Below are 14,894 nucleotides of genomic sequence, written 5' to 3' on the forward strand. Positions count from 1 at the left end.
CTCAACTTAAATCTAGCAGACTTTTACCACCATTTTCAGAAGAAGTACGCAGCCATTGTAAAAACTCAGCAGTTAAGGTGGGAGTTTCTCGCAAGCGCTGCAAATCTTCGCTTTGTTTTGCCATTTCTCTTACTGTAAACGGATGGTTGGCAACTATTTTTACTAGTTCTTCGTGGGAAATATCTGCCGAGTATTCGTCTTCACACTGGTATAAATAATCTATATACTCAAAAAGAGTTTCATGTATTTCTTTTGCTACTGAAATAGTCTGTTGTACGCTTGGATCTAAACAAAGTTCTAAAGTATTGAGAATTGCATCCGCGGCTCTCTGTGCTTCTGGAGTTTCTATGTTTTCATGATCGGGGTAGCTTTGGTCGGAATCGGAATACAGTTGACGAAATATTGCCACCTCAACCTTTTTTCCTGCCAAAAATTCCCAGATTTCATTGAGTGCTACTCTAAATAAATCTTCTCCATCCCAATCATCTTCTCTAGCTGCTCGCAAGTAAATATCATAGTGTGGATACAATCTCTCACAACAAGCTGCCGCAAACGCCACTCGATGCATAGGCGCAAGAGCTTCTAGTTCTCGCTCCAATATATGGAATTGACGGTACTTTAGATTCATTTTTATAACTTAGTTGTATTGTCAGCAGTTTTGGACGGATTTTTGATTAGCGATCGCATCTTGAATCTCAATATTAATAACCCGATCCTACTTGCTTATGAGAGAACTTATTTCTACGACTGCGGCTTTACATAACTTTATGAAGCTAGTAGGATCTAGCGTAATTACCACGTTAGTTTTTTGGGATAGCTGGGTAGTATAAATTACCTAAAAACTAATTTGGTATATAGCAATGTTCAAGACTAAATTATCAGAATCCCATACTTCGGGGGAACTTAAGACCTCAAAGTTCATGGATCGCCATGTTGGGGCGATCGCAGCTTTAATTTTAATTAGCTTACTGAGTTCATTGAGTGGAACACCACTTAACCATACCATCACTAACTGCTGGGAAGCCTTTATCTGGGGATTGGCAGATCCAGTAATTAGCTTGAATTGTTTAGTTGGTATTGTTGCGATTGGCTTACTCTCATCTGTGTTTGTTCGTGGTGCTGCGATCGCTGGATGTTTTGTCTTTGCAACAGTTTTGGGGATTGTAATTCATATATCCCAGCTAAATTTACCAGACACAGAAATAGCGATGCCTTCGGCGGGCGCAGCCATCGCCATTTCTACCATCGTTTTTGGTACTATGCTGATGATGCCAAATCAACTAAACTTTCTGGTGCTTGCTCTAGTAGGCATCAGTGCTGGTTTATTTCAGGGTTACGCTAATGCTGAATCGATTGTTAGTGCAGGAACAATATCAGTAGTTGCCTATATACTAGGTATTGCCTTAACTCTGTTTGCCGTTGCCATGAGTGCTAGAGAAATTGGTGTTGGGATGGGTATGGGAGAAATAAACCGAATTTTACCCTGGAAAATCAGCCTTGCTGGCTTCGCTTTGTGTGCGATCGGTATCGTGTTTTTGAGCAATTCGCTTATTTAAATCAGATATTTAAATTCAGTGGAATACATTCATTCGTGGGGGCGTACACCTAGCTGTGCGCCCCCACTGTGTTTTCAGACTGGACAAGCAAGCATTCTAGTGAATAAGTTGATGCACCTCTGCGCTAATCTAGAAGCTATATATAAATAAAAAGTTATGACACCTGAAGAAATTGCGGGTACGTTAACAGAACTATTTGACACATCGGCTGTTGCTGCGACTGCTCCTGGATCGTGGCAAGTAGATACTCCTAATTTCCGGCTGTTGGTGCTGCTTTCCGAAGATAATACTTGGCTGCGAGTTTTACTGCCTATTCTGCCCATCCAAGAAGCCCAACCATTTTTAGAACAGTTTCTAGAAGCCAACTTTGATGACACTCAAGAAGTACGTTACGCTTTATATGAAAGAGTAATTTGGGGGGTATTTCAACATAACAGTGAAACTTTAGTGAGTGCAGATTTATCCAATGCAATCAACCGACTTTTATCTATCCATCAGACTAGATTAAATAATGTCTTTAATCAACTAGTTGAAAGCCGCATCCGGCAAATTATTCAGGCAGCAAAACAGCAAGGACAATCTCTGCAAGCTACGATGCAAAGCTTAGAACGTTTTTACGCCGAAGGAATGATGGGTGAAATCAATCAAACTTCACAAGGGCGAGAAGAAGTCCTAACTGCTTGGCGGCGTCAGTTAGAACGTTTATGGAATGAGGGTTAATTTCAGTTTTCATATTCAACCAATTTACAGATATATTTATCTATCATGGATCTCGTTGAAATCCTCAAAGAAGACTATCAAAGATTCCCAGTCAATCAAACTTACAGCATTTATGCCCCAGAGGTTTATTTTCAAGACCCGATGAATAAGTTTAGTGGTGTTAAACGCTACAAACAAATGATTAATTTTATCGAAACTTGGTTTTTAAATCCCAAAATGGATTTACATAATATTCAACGTTTAGGAGACACAATAAAAACTGAGTGGACACTCAGTTGGAATACTCCTCTTCCCTGGAAGCCACGGATCTCTATTCCTGGTTGGAGTGAATTAGGTCTTAACTCTGACGGTTTGATTATTTCCCATATTGATTATTGGAACTGTTCCCGATTAGATGTGGTGAAACAGCATTTTTCCTCTTGGAAAAGTAGATGATTCAAATAATATAATTACCATCAAAATTTTCATGGTTTGTAGAGAGGACTAAAGTCCTCTCTGACGATATGCTACGCGAACAAAATTAGGACTGAAGTCTTACTATTACACTAGATGTAATAACGAAAGTCATTAATTATTATGACGGCTGCCAAAAATCCTGAAATCTCTACTGAATTGACTATACATACTACAGCAGAAGAATTTGTAAAATATTTTCCCTATTTAGAAGAGGTTAATCACTACCCAATTTCTTAATAAAATCCTCATGTTCAGCAGACTGCAAACCTGCTTGTAAAACCTTCAACACACCCTGCATATTACCTGCTAATAACTCCGTCGCCGCTAACCACAACCCTGGAAATGCCCGACTTCGCAAAATGCCTTCATTGTCAGGTACCAATTCCAGATATTCACCCTGTTCCAGAGAAAACCAAGTCAATTTTTGGTCTAAAACTTGCCAAACAATATATTCTTTAACACCGTTGCGACGATAAGCCCGTTTCTTGCCATGAAGATCGATAGCCGCACTACTAGCAGCAATTTCCACAACTAACTCTGGCGCACCTTCAATATAATCATCTTCACTCAGCCGCGTTTGACCACCTGCTTCCGGTTCAATCAACAGAACAGCATCGGGTTGAGGTTCATTATCTAAGTCTAAGCGGACGGTAGGTTCAACTCCCAACGCTACACCAGAAGTTGCAGCTTCGTAAGTACCAAGCCATGTCAAAATCCAACCATGCGGTTGACCGTGACTTCGGAAACGCACAGCAGGCATAATATAGACAATCCCTTCGGTTAATTCAGCTTTTTTGAGGTTAGGGGTGGCATTATAGCGACGCTCAAATTCGTAGCGGGTGAGTTTGTCGCCATTTTCCAAAGGAGGAATTGTCCAAAGCTGGGAGGGTGTTTTCACCATAATTGCTGTGAAAATGAGCTTGTGTACATCTTAGCGAATTAGGTAAAAACGCAACCGACCAGGGAATGAGAGATTAATAAACAAATTTACCGGAACATTAAGATTTTTTTACAAAATCACCAGCAATGTTGTTGAAATTGATAGCTGTATCCCAAGCAGTAAATAGATTTCAGCCATATCGCCTCCTAGAAAACCCGCAACAAACCTTATTTTTTTTCAGCCAGCAGGTTTGAGAAGATCAGAAACGATTTAATAAATTAAGCACTTATAAGTAAATGGGCTGAATTAAAGATAATACCTCTCTCCAAACCTTTTCCCTTCTCTACCAAGGACACGCTGGGCGATGCCTACAGCGGTAAACTACGCACCGAAGGGGTTGGTGGTAAGCTCTATCTTATATTTTTTACGCCCAGTTACTTAGTTATTTTGAGTTTAAAAGGGAGACACAAACATGAAATTGGCTTACTGGATGTATGCTGGCCCAGCCCACATCGGCACTCTGCGAATCGCTAGTTCTTTTAAAAATGTTCATGCGATTATGCACGCCCCTATAGGCGATGACTACTTTAACGTCATGCGCTCCATGCTATCGCGGGAGAGGGATTTTACTCCGGTGACAACCAGTGTCGTCGATCGCAACGTTTTGGCACGCGGCTCCCAAGAGAAGGTGGTAGATAACATCGTCCGCAAGGATGCCGAGGAACACCCAGATTTGATTGTGTTAACTCCCACCTGCACCTCTAGCATTTTGCAAGAGGATCTGCACAACTTTGTCGAACGGGCGCAGTTGGAAGCGAAAGGAGATGTCATGCTGGCGGATGTGAACCACTACCGCTACAACGAACTGCAAGCCGCCGATCGCACTTTAGATCAAATCGTCCAATACTACATTGAAAAAGCTCGGAAGCGGGGCGAATTAGCAGAGAGCAGAACAGCAAAACCCTCGGTTAACATTATCGGTACTACCACCCTCGGTTTCCACAACAATCACGACTGCACCGAACTCAAACGGCTGATGGCTGACTTGGGAATTGAGGTAAATACCTTAATTCCCGAAGGTGCTTCAGTAAACGACTTGAAAAAGATGTCCCAAGCCTGGTTTAACCTGGTGCCTTACCGCGAACTTGGTTTGACCACAGCCCGTTACCTGGAAGAACAATTTGGCACACCTTATATAGACATTACTCCAATGGGTGTAGTGGAAACTGCCCGTTGTATTCGCAAGATTCAGCAGGTAATTAACGCTCAAGGTGGAGAAGTTGACTATGAAGACTTCATCAATGAGCAAACCCTCCATGTATCTCAGGCTGCTTGGTTCTCCCGTTCGATTGACTGTCAAAACTTGACTGGCAAAAAAGCTGTGGTCTTTGGTGACAACACCCACGCCGCCGCTATTACCAAGATTCTGGCGCGAGAAATGGGGATTCATGTTGTTTGGGCTGGAACCTACTGTAAATATGATGCAGATTGGTTCCGCGAACAGGTGAGCGAGTATTGCGATGAAGTGCTAATCTCCGAAGATCATGGTGCAATTGGGGATGCGATCGCTCGTGTCGAACCCTCTGCCATTTTCGGCACGCAAATGGAACGCCACGTTGGTAAGCGTTTGGATATTCCCTGCGGCGTAATTGCTGCACCAATCCACGTCCAAAACTTCCCCATTGGTTACAAACCATTTATGGGTTACGAAGGCACGAATCAAATTACAGATTTGATCTACAATTCCTTCACTTTGGGAATGGAAGATCACCTATTAGAAATCTTCGGTGGTCATGATACCAAAGAAGTAATTACTAGAGGAATTTCTGCTGATTCTGATTTGAATTGGACAAAAGATGGTCAAGCAGAATTGAATAAGATTCCGGGATTTGTTCGCGGTAAAGTGAAGCGAAATACTGAGAAATTTGCCCGCGATCGCGGTTTCAAAGAAATCAACGCTGAGGTATTATATGCTGCGAAGGAAGCTGTCGGGGCGTAGGTTAACGGGTTAGAAAATTTTAATAATAAAGGGCATATCTTAAGGAATGCCTTTTATTATTACTTATTCTGACTTCAGTAGACGAATAAAGCCAGCTTGTTCAAAGTGGTGGTCTGTAGTTAATGCCTCTTTAATGCCAAGCTGTTGCATGACTATAAAAGAAGTGCTATCCACTAAAGACCAAGCTTTATCTTCTCTAGTTTTGAGTAGCTCCCAAGCTGCTAAATCTATTGTTGGTTCAAGATAAATCAAGTTGATATAAGGAGCAGTTCTGACAGCTTCTACGTATTTAAATAACTGCGGACGGGGTACGCGTAAAGGGCTATTCAGCAAAGCTACCAGTTCAAGAACAACATAATTAGTTGTTACCATTGCTTGATTTTGCTGACGTTTATGTTGAAACCACTGCTTTGCTTGTTCATGGTAGGACTCAGTTGCAATAAATAAATTAGCCCACCCGGATGTATCTATAAAGACTTTATTCGTCAATTTTTAACTCCTGCTGCAAAGTTTGCTGGAGATATTGATCGTGGTTTTCTCCTACATCAGAATTATCAAATTTCAATGTACCTAGTAAAGGTAAAATTGGATCGAATTCGGAGATATTTTCCTGTTTAGCTGATTGAGATAACGATTGCAGAATTAAATCTTCTAAAGATAGATTCAGTTTTTGCGCCTGAGCAGTTAATTTACTTTCTAAGTCATCTGACAACTGTATTGTTAATGTTTTAGCCATTTTATTCACCAGTTACGGATGTTCAATAATCCCATTATATGCAGGTATAGCAAGTAGAAGAAAGTCTTTGTCTAGCTTGGAAATAATCGCAACTATTTGTAAAATATGAATTATAAGTTTTACGTGCTATTCAGTAATAACTTCAGTTACCAGAATATAAAACTATTACAGCACCAAGAAACTTGTCTGCGATCGCAGTTTCAAGGAAATCAACGCTCAGGTATTATACGCCGCGAAGAAGCTGTCGTGGCTTAGTTTAGAGGGTTAGCTATTTCTAATTTTGAGATTAACTTCAATCGTTTCGCTGAAACATCAGCGAAACGATTTTTTAGTAGCATTACTCAGGACAACTTTAGCTTAATTTAGTTTTTGTTTTTGGATTTTTTCCCATTCCTCTTGAATACTTTGTAATGCCTTCAAGGTGCGATTTAAACGGGCTTTCTTTAACTCAGGAGTCTCTTTTTGGAATAAACTCGGAGAATTTATTACTTTATGTAGTTCAGATTGAGTGGAATGCAACCGATCGCTCAAACAGCGTTCAAAGATTTCATCATTATCACTGCTCACATTTTCTACTAATTGGCGATATATATACTCTTTAGAACTGATTTGACCGTTGAGGGCAGTATTAACAATTTCCTCGATTAACTTGTGGTAGGAGTCAGATAAGAAATTAGATGCTGTAGCTGGCGTGGGTTCTGATGCAAGATTATTTGTTTCAGAAGTGGATGGATCGGATATTTCTTCTTTAGCTGGCGTTACTAAAGTTTCCTCAGAAATAGGGGATTCTTCTTTAGTGGGTGTTGGTAAAGTTTTCCGAGAATTTGTAGGTGAAGAATTTGCTTTAGAATTAGATAAATAATAATCTGCTAAAGAGCCGCAGAGAAACTCTTCACGAAAGCGGTTGATTTTGGCACGTGACTGGATTTTGTGGTAACGACGTTTCTGATACCATAAACCAGAAATGAGTAAGCCTGCAATGGCTCCTATGCCAACTCCTGCCATAGCAACCTTGCCATCTTCTAAAGCTTGATTTTGTTGCCCAGATTCAACAGTCGGATTAGAAGATGCACTTTGAGCAATAGCATAGTCACTCGCTGAATTTAGCTGCACGCTTGTGGCGATCGCCGCAGCCGACAGTATAAGTCTAAATATTAACTTTGATTTCCACATAATTTTACAGCTTAAAAATATGTTGTCTATTTCTGGAGACTAACCGCCTCTCCAAGGAGTGAATAGTTAAGAATCAAACTAACTAGATATCTCTTTTACCAAGGAAGTTCCACTCCACCAATATAAAAAATAAACTTTCTCAACAGTAGTTTCCAGAATATTTTCTTATTTTTTAACATTATTTGTGCGTCTAGGAATTTTGACAAAGCCATATATTAATACCATTTCTCAAAGTATATGTATGTATTAGGTACTTCTTAAAATGCTTATGATTTATAGCGATCGCATTATCAAACAGTGATTGAGTTCAGCAGGCAATAGTCGAGGATGTGCGATCGCTGCTAGGCTCTCCCTTGATATCGCATATTGCTGGGCATAAAGTCTATAATGACATTAAATTGCAAGTAATATAACAAAATTTGGCATAAATAGCACTAGTACCTCATCGGTAGTATAGTGTTAGCGATCGTCATAGCCCATTGTAGACATCGCCTCTTGGATTTGGAAGGTATGAGCCAATAAAATATAAACTTTCAGAGACTTGCACCAAGTTTCTAACTACCTTGCTCTTTAATTTCTCTGTGTGTAGTTCTATTTATAGAATAGGTGCTTCCCCGAAAGCTCAACTTATGAGTTGCTTGTGGTGTAATGATTCCAGTCGATTGAGTATTAGGCTCGGCGCCAAGAACATAAGTACATCCCCGAAAGCTTAATTTATGGGTTACTGATGGTGTGGTTTCTCCATCTAATTTGGGGTTGAGACCATGACGATAGGAAGCTCCGCGGTAGATTAAGTGATAATCTGGTTCCGATTTGGGAACTAGCTGTTGTGTATATTGTGTTTCCCTGCTAACTACTTTGCTTGTATAATACTCGTAGCTTGTACTGATAAGAATAAGAGTTAATAGTAGAAGTAAAATCTGCCAAGGAACCAACATTAAACCCAAAATCAGGCTGATAGCTGCAAATACAGTCACTAAATGTGAGATTTCATTATTTCTATTTTTGAATAAAAAATAGCCAGTGATGAAACAAACACACGGAAAAATGAAAAAGTACAAAGCCATATTTCCTACATTCGCAACTAAAAGCAAAGGATTTATAAAGCAGATTGAACTTATTTTAAAAGTTGTTGTTTATTTTACCTCCAATCAGCTTGAGAAGTTACCGTACTACTGGAGTAAAAGTTTTACGTTGAGGTATCTGTATTAGCTGCGATCGCAAAGAAAAATTAATACTAAAGGCTATCTCGAACCTTTGGAGCGGAGTTCAAGGGTTATGTATTCATTCAGAGAGGTTACAGGCGTCCTACAGAGTGGATGCTCAGTGTCAAGCCTTTACTGAAGTATATGAAGATATTACCTCATAGCGATGTCATGTAGCGATCGCATTCCTTAACGTAGAAATTTACTGATAAATGAAAATTAAAAGCGAACAAATATCACAATACAAAATTATTACTTCGGGGATCTAATAGGCAGAATAACCCACTACAGTTCTAACCGATGTGTCTCCGGCAACGAAGTAAAAAAATCATCATAAAAGCCTCGCAATCTCGCGTATTAAAAAAAAGCAGATGCATGTTACTGTTTTAATCTCATTGTCTTCCCTTCGCGCCTTTCCCTATGCATCTGCACTATTTACACCCCCAACACCTTGAAGAATTAGTCAAGAGTAGTGGTATAGACTTACACTTAGTGCATCTCAATTTTAGGTCGCTCCAAGGTGTAACAGCTTATGAGTACCTGTTGATTTCTGAGCTACTTCCCCGCACCAATACCGGAATGGTGAAAAGTAGTTGGTTGCAGCGTTTCGCTCACATCACAGAGGGTGGTTGGTGGTGTTCGGGACTAGACCCTCTGAATAATTGGCAAATGATGGAATGGGGATGCTTTAAGCCAAACCAACCCCGACAAAATCACAATGGCAAGTTCATCAAGTACGAGCATCCTCCCAGCACGCCAACGCGAGTGTTTTGTTTGCGGGTAACGTTGCAAGTGTGGCAGCAAGTCGCTGGGCGTTACAATCTGGTCATGCCTGAAAATATCACCATTACTCCTGATGGCGAAGCTGGAGGCTTTTGGCAATGGGTGATGCAACACAACATTCCCCTCATTATCTGCGAGGGTGTAAAAAAAGCAGCCACGTTGTTGACGCAAGGATATGTAGCTATTGCCGTTCCCGGAATTACCAGTGGTTATCGGGTTGTGAAAGATGAATTTGGTAAAGTTACCCGTCGTCAACTAATTCCTGATTTGGCCGCGTTTGCGATTACAAAGCGCAGTTTTTACATTTGCTTTGATTTTGAAACTCAACCCAAGACAATTGCTGCTGTAAATAATGCTATTTCCCAACTTGGTTGTTTATTCCAGCAAAAAAATTGCCCTGTAAAAGTCATCGAACTTCCAGGAATAGAAAAAGGAGTCGATGAGTTTATTGTTGCCAAGGGTGCAAGTAGTTTTGAGAAAGTTTATCGCCAAAGTGTTGATTTAGAAATCTATCTTGCTCAAACCAAACCCCACACCGAGTTAAGTATTCCTGCTGCACTTACCTTCAACCGTCCTTATATAGGTGAAATATCTTTCCCCACCTCTGGATTAGTAGGAGTCAAATCAGCGAAAGGAACGGGGAAAACTACAGCATTGCAAGGCGTTGTTCAACAAGCAAAAAGTCGAAATCAACCCGTTTTGTTAATTACTCACAGAATCTTACTTGGACGATTCTTGTGTGAAAAAATTGGTATTCAATGGGGAACGCATAAAGAAGATGGGGAGAAAAAGATTAATAAAACACTGACACCCGCTCCTCCTATTCTGCGCTCTCTCTTTCCTCAGCCTTCCCTCGGCTTGTGCGTTGATTCGATTTGGAAACTTAACCCGGAAAATTGGCGCGGAGCAATAGTAATTTTAGATGAAGTAGAGCAATCTCTGTGGCATCTGTTAAATAGTAATACTTGTAAGCATAAGCGGGTAAAAATATTAAAGTTATTCCAGCAACTCATTGCGACAGTTTTAACCAGTGGGGGATTGGTAATTGCCCAAGATGCTGATTTATCAGATGTTTCGCTTGAATATTTGCAGGGATTGGCAGGAATTAAATTAACACCTTGGGTAGTTCTCAACCAGTGGAAACCTCAGCAAGGTTGGGATATAACTTTTTATGATTCACCGAATCCAACACCGCTAATTCACCAACTGGAATTGGATTTACTTGCTGGACGTAAATGTTATGTTACTACCGATAGTCGGGCTGGTCGTTATAGTTGTGAAACAATTGAACGTTATCTGAAAGAAAGGCTACAAAAATTACGGCGACAATTTCCTAAAACTCTGGTCGTTAGTAGTCACACTACAAATACACCTGGTCACGCAGCAGTTGATTTTATCGCAGCAATTAATCAAAAAATATCGGAATATGACGGCGTTTTTGTTACCCCTAGCCTTGGGACGGGAATTAGTATTGATGTCCAACATTTCGACCGTGTTTATGGCATTTTTCAAGGGGTAATTCCTGACTCGGAAGCAAGACAAGCTTTAGCAAGAGTTAGGGATGATGTGCCGCGTGTTGTCTGGTGTGCTAAACGAGGTATTGGTTTAATTGGTAGTGGTAGTACAAATTATCGCTTGTTATCTGATTGGTATCAAGAAAATCAAAAAGAAAACTTAGCTTTGCTGAGTCCCTTACATAAAATAGATGTGGATTTACCCTTGGTTTATGACCCGATTCATTTGCGAACTTGGGCAAAGTTATCTGCAAGGGTAAATGCTTCTATTCGTCTCTATCGGCAATCGATGCAAGATGGTTTGATTGCTGATGGGCATCAAATTCAGGTGCGGAGTAATGCAGTTCACAATAATATTATTCGAGATTTACGTCTGGCATTTTTGGCAACCGATGCTGATGATTTAGCTACTCGCAAAAGGTTAATTCTAAAAATTGTTAAAGTTCAAAAAGATTGGGCACAAAGTCGTCAAAAAGCTAAAGAAATTAAACGCAAAATTAAAGATATTAAGCAGCAAAATCAACTATCTTTAGCATCTGCTGTTGCCAATGCTAAAGATATCGATTATGTAGAATATGAGCAGATGTTAGTTAAGCATTCTCTAACGGATGGAGAACGGAACCAAATTAACAAATATATTCTCAGGCAAAGGTATGGTATAGAAATTACTCCTTGGCTGAAATTGCAAGATGAACAAGGATATTATCGTCAACTGTTAATTCACTATTATTTAACTCACGAGAGCGAATATTTTCACGTTAGAGACGAGCAAGAATGGCATCAACAATTGTCTTGGGGTGAAGGAAAAGTTTTTCTCCCAGATTTAAAAACTTACACGCTTAAAGTTGAGGCGATGAGAGCTTTAGGAATGCTTCAGTTTCTTGAAGAAAAACGAAAGTTTGTTGAAAACGATCCTGATTTGATATTGCTGAAAAATGTTGCGTTTCAACATAGTAAGCATATTAAAAGGGCGCTTGGCATTAATTTGGTCGGGGAGAAAGAGCAGGTTTCGGCAATAAAAATACTCAGCCGACTATTAAATTTGTTGGGTTTGAAGCTGAAGCGAGTAAATGAGGTTTACCAAATTGATTTAGAAACGCTATATGATGGCAGGGAGAAAATATTTGCTGTTTGGCATCAACGAGATGAGTTGATGTTGGCTCATGTTAAGAGTGGTGGTTATGAATTGCCTGATTATTTTTCAGATTGGAAGTTTGAAATTATACAAACGAAGTCTGAAAAGGTAGAGCAGATGGTTTCTATGCCTACTCTTCCGTCATCAACTATATAGCAATCCTAAATTTTTGTGAGAACTGCAAAGCTTTTAGAGATTGTCTTATTCCCAGTCTCCGATTCAATACGATTCAGTTAAGGGTTATTGGTCTTTCAAGACGCGATAAATCGCGTCTCTACATGAGGGTTTTGGGCTGTATTGGTCTCTTGGGAATGCCTAATAGTGGATTACAGAAGATAATTAATAAAATGGTAACTTCTTATTTGAAACTCACAGCACTTTCAAATGAATGAAACCACTTGGCGGGATTGAAACAAAAAACCTTAGCAATAGTCACAATAGTAGTTAGAATGATTTTTAAAACATATTGTTAATAATCGCAATGCTTTAGAGGATGTTTGAAAAGTGTTTGACTGTGATTTTAATTGCGTTACCCCCCTTAGTCCCCCCTTGTAAAGGGGGGAAACAAGAAAAATCCGGTTCTCTCGCCTTTTGAAGGGGAGGGTTAGAGAAGGGTAAAAAATATTTGATACAATCACGACTTTTAAAACATCCTCTTAGGCTTGAGAATGTCAAAAACCAAAAAATTATATGAATGCTGAAGATTTTTTTAACCAAGGATTAAATCAAAATTTGCAAGGAGACTATCAAGCAGCGATCGCAGCTTACACCCAAGCAATCAAACTAAATCCTGACTATCCCGAAGCTTATCATAATCGCGGGCTGATTTTAAGTGGTCAACTCAAAGATTATCGCAGTGCGATCGCTAACTTTAATCGTGCCATCGAAATTAATCCCAATTTTGCCACAGCCTATTACAACCAGGCTAATGCTCGTTACTTTTTAGCCGATTATGAAGGCGCGATCGCAGATCATAATCAAGCGTTACAATTAGATCCCAATCTGGCGCAATCTTACCACAGCCGGGGAAATGCCTACTTTGCTTTGGAAAACTACGATAAAGCGATCGCAGATTATATTCAAACAATCGAAATGAGTACCCAATTGGCTGATAATATCAATATTGATATTGCCAATGCTTATCATAATCGGGGCGTAACTCGTTTTGAACGTGGAGATCGTCAAGGGGCGATCGGAGATTTTCAGCAAGCTTTACAATGGCATCCCCATTTTGCCGCAGCTTACAGCAATCGCGGCAATATTCACCATATTTTAGGCAATTATCAAGAAGCGATCGCTGACCATAACCAAGCATTACAATTAGATCCTAACTTGGCGGAAGCTTATCATAACCGAGGTAATGCCTACTACGCTTTAGCAGATTATCAAAGTGCGATCGCAGATTACAACCAGGCTCTAAAAATCAATCCCAACTTTGCCGGAGCTTACTATAATCGGGGTTTGGTGCTTGCTCACCTCAAAAACTATCAAGAAGCAATTGAAGACTTTAACCAAGCATTAAAGCTGAATCCTGATGATGTGCAAGCTTATTGTGAGCGTGGTCTAGTTCGTAGTACTCTTGAAGACTATCAGGGTGCGATCGCAGATTATGACCGAGCATTACAAGAAAATCCGACTCTCGCTTTAGTATATGGCTTTCGGGCAAATGCTCGTCGGCGATTGGGAGATTATCAAGGTGCAATTGAAGATAGCAATCGCCTATTACAACTCAATCCTAATTTAGCAGAAGGATATTGCGATCGCGCGGCGGCTCGTCGTTCTATAGGAGATCATAAAGGCGCAATTAAAGATTACGATCGAGCATTGCAAATTAATGATAAATTAGCCGCAGCTTATTATGGTCGGAGTATTGCTCGTGAAGCCCTGCAAGATTTACAGGGTGCAATTGATGATAACACTCAAGCCATAAAGCTTGTTCCTGACTTTTCTCAAGCATATTGCAATCGAGGAAATGCTCGTCGTCTTTTAGGAGATGAACAAGGAGCGCTCGCAGATTATAATCAAGCATTAAAAATTAATCCTGATTTAATTGAAGCATATTACAACCGAGGTTCTACCCACTATGCTTTAGAAGCTTATGAAAGTGCGATCGCAGATTACACCCAAGCTTTGCAAATCAATCCCCAATCTGCTGCATTTTACAGCGATCGCGCTAATGCTCGCTATGCCCTAGAAGATTATCAAGGGGCAATAGAAGATTACAGTCGAGCGATCGCGCTTGACCCCAGCTTTGCCGAAGACTGGTACAATCGGGGTCGTAGCCGTTCTCTGTTGGGAGACTTACAAGGAGCGCTTGCAGACTTAAACCAAGCCTTACAGCGTCAGCCTAATTGGGCTTCAGCTTACATCCTGCGGGCAGATGTCTACCGGAATTTGGGAGACTCTCAGAGAGCAATTGCCGATTTTCAGAAATCCGCAGACTTATATTACCAAGAAGGAAATATCCAGTATTACCAGCAAATTATTGAGCTAATTGAACAGCTTTGAAGAACCCCACCCCGCCAAAGCTCTGCTTTGTCTCCCCTCCCCGCTTAGGTTGTACACACAAGTTAAATTACCCCCCTTAATCCCCCCTTATAAAGGGGGGAAACAAGAAATCCAGTTCCCTCCCCTTTATAAGGCAATACGGTTCAGTTAAGGCTGAAAATCTTGTAAAGTAAGCATTGTCCCAAGAATGAAAATCAGCGTGTGGAGCATCTCAAAGATTTTTCATTAA

General features: G+C 40.3%; 13 protein-coding genes. 7 read left to right on the forward strand and 6 right to left on the reverse strand.

The genetic code is table 11. The annotated features are described in order from the left end of the window. Position 1: 1 nt before the first annotated feature. Entirely contained in the window at positions 2–628 is a 627-nt protein-coding gene (locus V7K45_RS02740; RefSeq protein ID WP_335000134.1) for a DUF416 family protein, read from the reverse strand. A 232-nt stretch (positions 629–860) separates the two neighbouring features. Here V7K45_RS02740 and V7K45_RS02745 point away from each other — a divergent pair, with 232 nt between their 5' ends. From V7K45_RS02745 to V7K45_RS02755, 3 genes are all read left to right on the forward strand, one after another. Next, positions 861–1,556, forward strand: coding sequence for a HupE/UreJ family protein (locus V7K45_RS02745; RefSeq protein ID WP_335000136.1), 696 nt, complete (start codon positions 861–863; stop codon positions 1,554–1,556). Between the two features lie 156 nt (positions 1,557–1,712). Beyond that, on the forward strand, positions 1,713–2,276 hold the full coding sequence (locus V7K45_RS02750) for a hypothetical protein (protein WP_335000138.1): 564 nt from the start codon (positions 1,713–1,715) through the stop codon (positions 2,274–2,276). Positions 2,277–2,321: 45 nt separating this feature from the next. Then, on the forward strand, positions 2,322–2,711 hold the full coding sequence (locus V7K45_RS02755; RefSeq protein ID WP_335000140.1) for a DUF2358 domain-containing protein: 390 nt from the start codon (positions 2,322–2,324) through the stop codon (positions 2,709–2,711). A 235-nt stretch (positions 2,712–2,946) separates the two neighbouring features. On the opposite strand, the gene V7K45_RS02760 is transcribed toward V7K45_RS02755, so the two are convergent. Then, a complete protein-coding gene (locus V7K45_RS02760) occupies positions 2,947–3,633 on the reverse strand; it encodes a Uma2 family endonuclease (RefSeq protein ID WP_335000142.1) in 687 nt (228 codons plus the stop codon). A gap of 451 nt (positions 3,634–4,084) precedes the next feature. Here V7K45_RS02760 and bchB point away from each other — a divergent pair, with 451 nt between their 5' ends. Then, positions 4,085–5,611 (forward strand): ferredoxin:protochlorophyllide reductase (ATP-dependent) subunit B, encoded by a 1,527-nt coding sequence (gene bchB / locus V7K45_RS02765; RefSeq protein ID WP_335000144.1) that lies wholly within the window; start codon positions 4,085–4,087, stop codon positions 5,609–5,611. Positions 5,612–5,674: 63 nt separating this feature from the next. On the opposite strand, the gene V7K45_RS02770 is transcribed toward bchB, so the two are convergent. Beyond that, a complete protein-coding gene (locus tag V7K45_RS02770) occupies positions 5,675–6,100 on the reverse strand; it encodes a type II toxin-antitoxin system VapC family toxin (RefSeq protein ID WP_335000146.1) in 426 nt (141 codons plus the stop codon). Continuing rightward, a complete protein-coding gene (locus V7K45_RS02775) occupies positions 6,090–6,347 on the reverse strand; it encodes a hypothetical protein (protein ID WP_335000148.1) in 258 nt (85 codons plus the stop codon). The genes V7K45_RS02770 and V7K45_RS02775 overlap by 11 nt, the downstream gene beginning before the upstream one ends. Before the next feature lie 105 nt (positions 6,348–6,452). On the opposite strand from V7K45_RS02775, the gene V7K45_RS02780 reads away from it, so the two are divergent. Then, positions 6,453–6,602: a hypothetical protein gene (locus V7K45_RS02780; RefSeq protein WP_335000150.1), complete on the forward strand. Its 150-nt coding sequence runs from the start codon at positions 6,453–6,455 to the stop codon at positions 6,600–6,602. Between the two features lie 102 nt (positions 6,603–6,704). On the opposite strand, the gene V7K45_RS02785 is transcribed toward V7K45_RS02780, so the two are convergent. Next, positions 6,705–7,520 (reverse strand): hypothetical protein, encoded by an 816-nt coding sequence (locus V7K45_RS02785; protein ID WP_335000152.1) that lies wholly within the window; start codon positions 7,518–7,520, stop codon positions 6,705–6,707. Positions 7,521–8,074: 554 nt separating this feature from the next. Further along, a complete protein-coding gene (locus V7K45_RS02790) occupies positions 8,075–8,497 on the reverse strand; it encodes a hypothetical protein (protein ID WP_335000154.1) in 423 nt (140 codons plus the stop codon). 648 nt (positions 8,498–9,145) lie between these two features. Between V7K45_RS02790 and V7K45_RS02795 the strand changes: the two genes are divergently transcribed. Both V7K45_RS02795 and V7K45_RS02800 read left to right on the forward strand, forming a co-directional pair. After that, on the forward strand, positions 9,146–12,313 hold the full coding sequence (locus tag V7K45_RS02795) for a plasmid replication protein, CyRepA1 family (protein WP_335000156.1): 3,168 nt from the start codon (positions 9,146–9,148) through the stop codon (positions 12,311–12,313). Between the two features lie 534 nt (positions 12,314–12,847). Beyond that, on the forward strand, positions 12,848–14,665 hold the full coding sequence (locus V7K45_RS02800; protein WP_335000158.1) for a tetratricopeptide repeat protein: 1,818 nt from the start codon (positions 12,848–12,850) through the stop codon (positions 14,663–14,665). The last annotated feature ends 229 nt before the right edge of the window (positions 14,666–14,894 follow it).

Origin of the sequence: Nostoc sp. (assembly GCF_036917375.1) — a bacterium.
Classification (GTDB): Bacteria; Cyanobacteriota; Cyanobacteriia; order Cyanobacteriales; family Nostocaceae; genus Nostoc.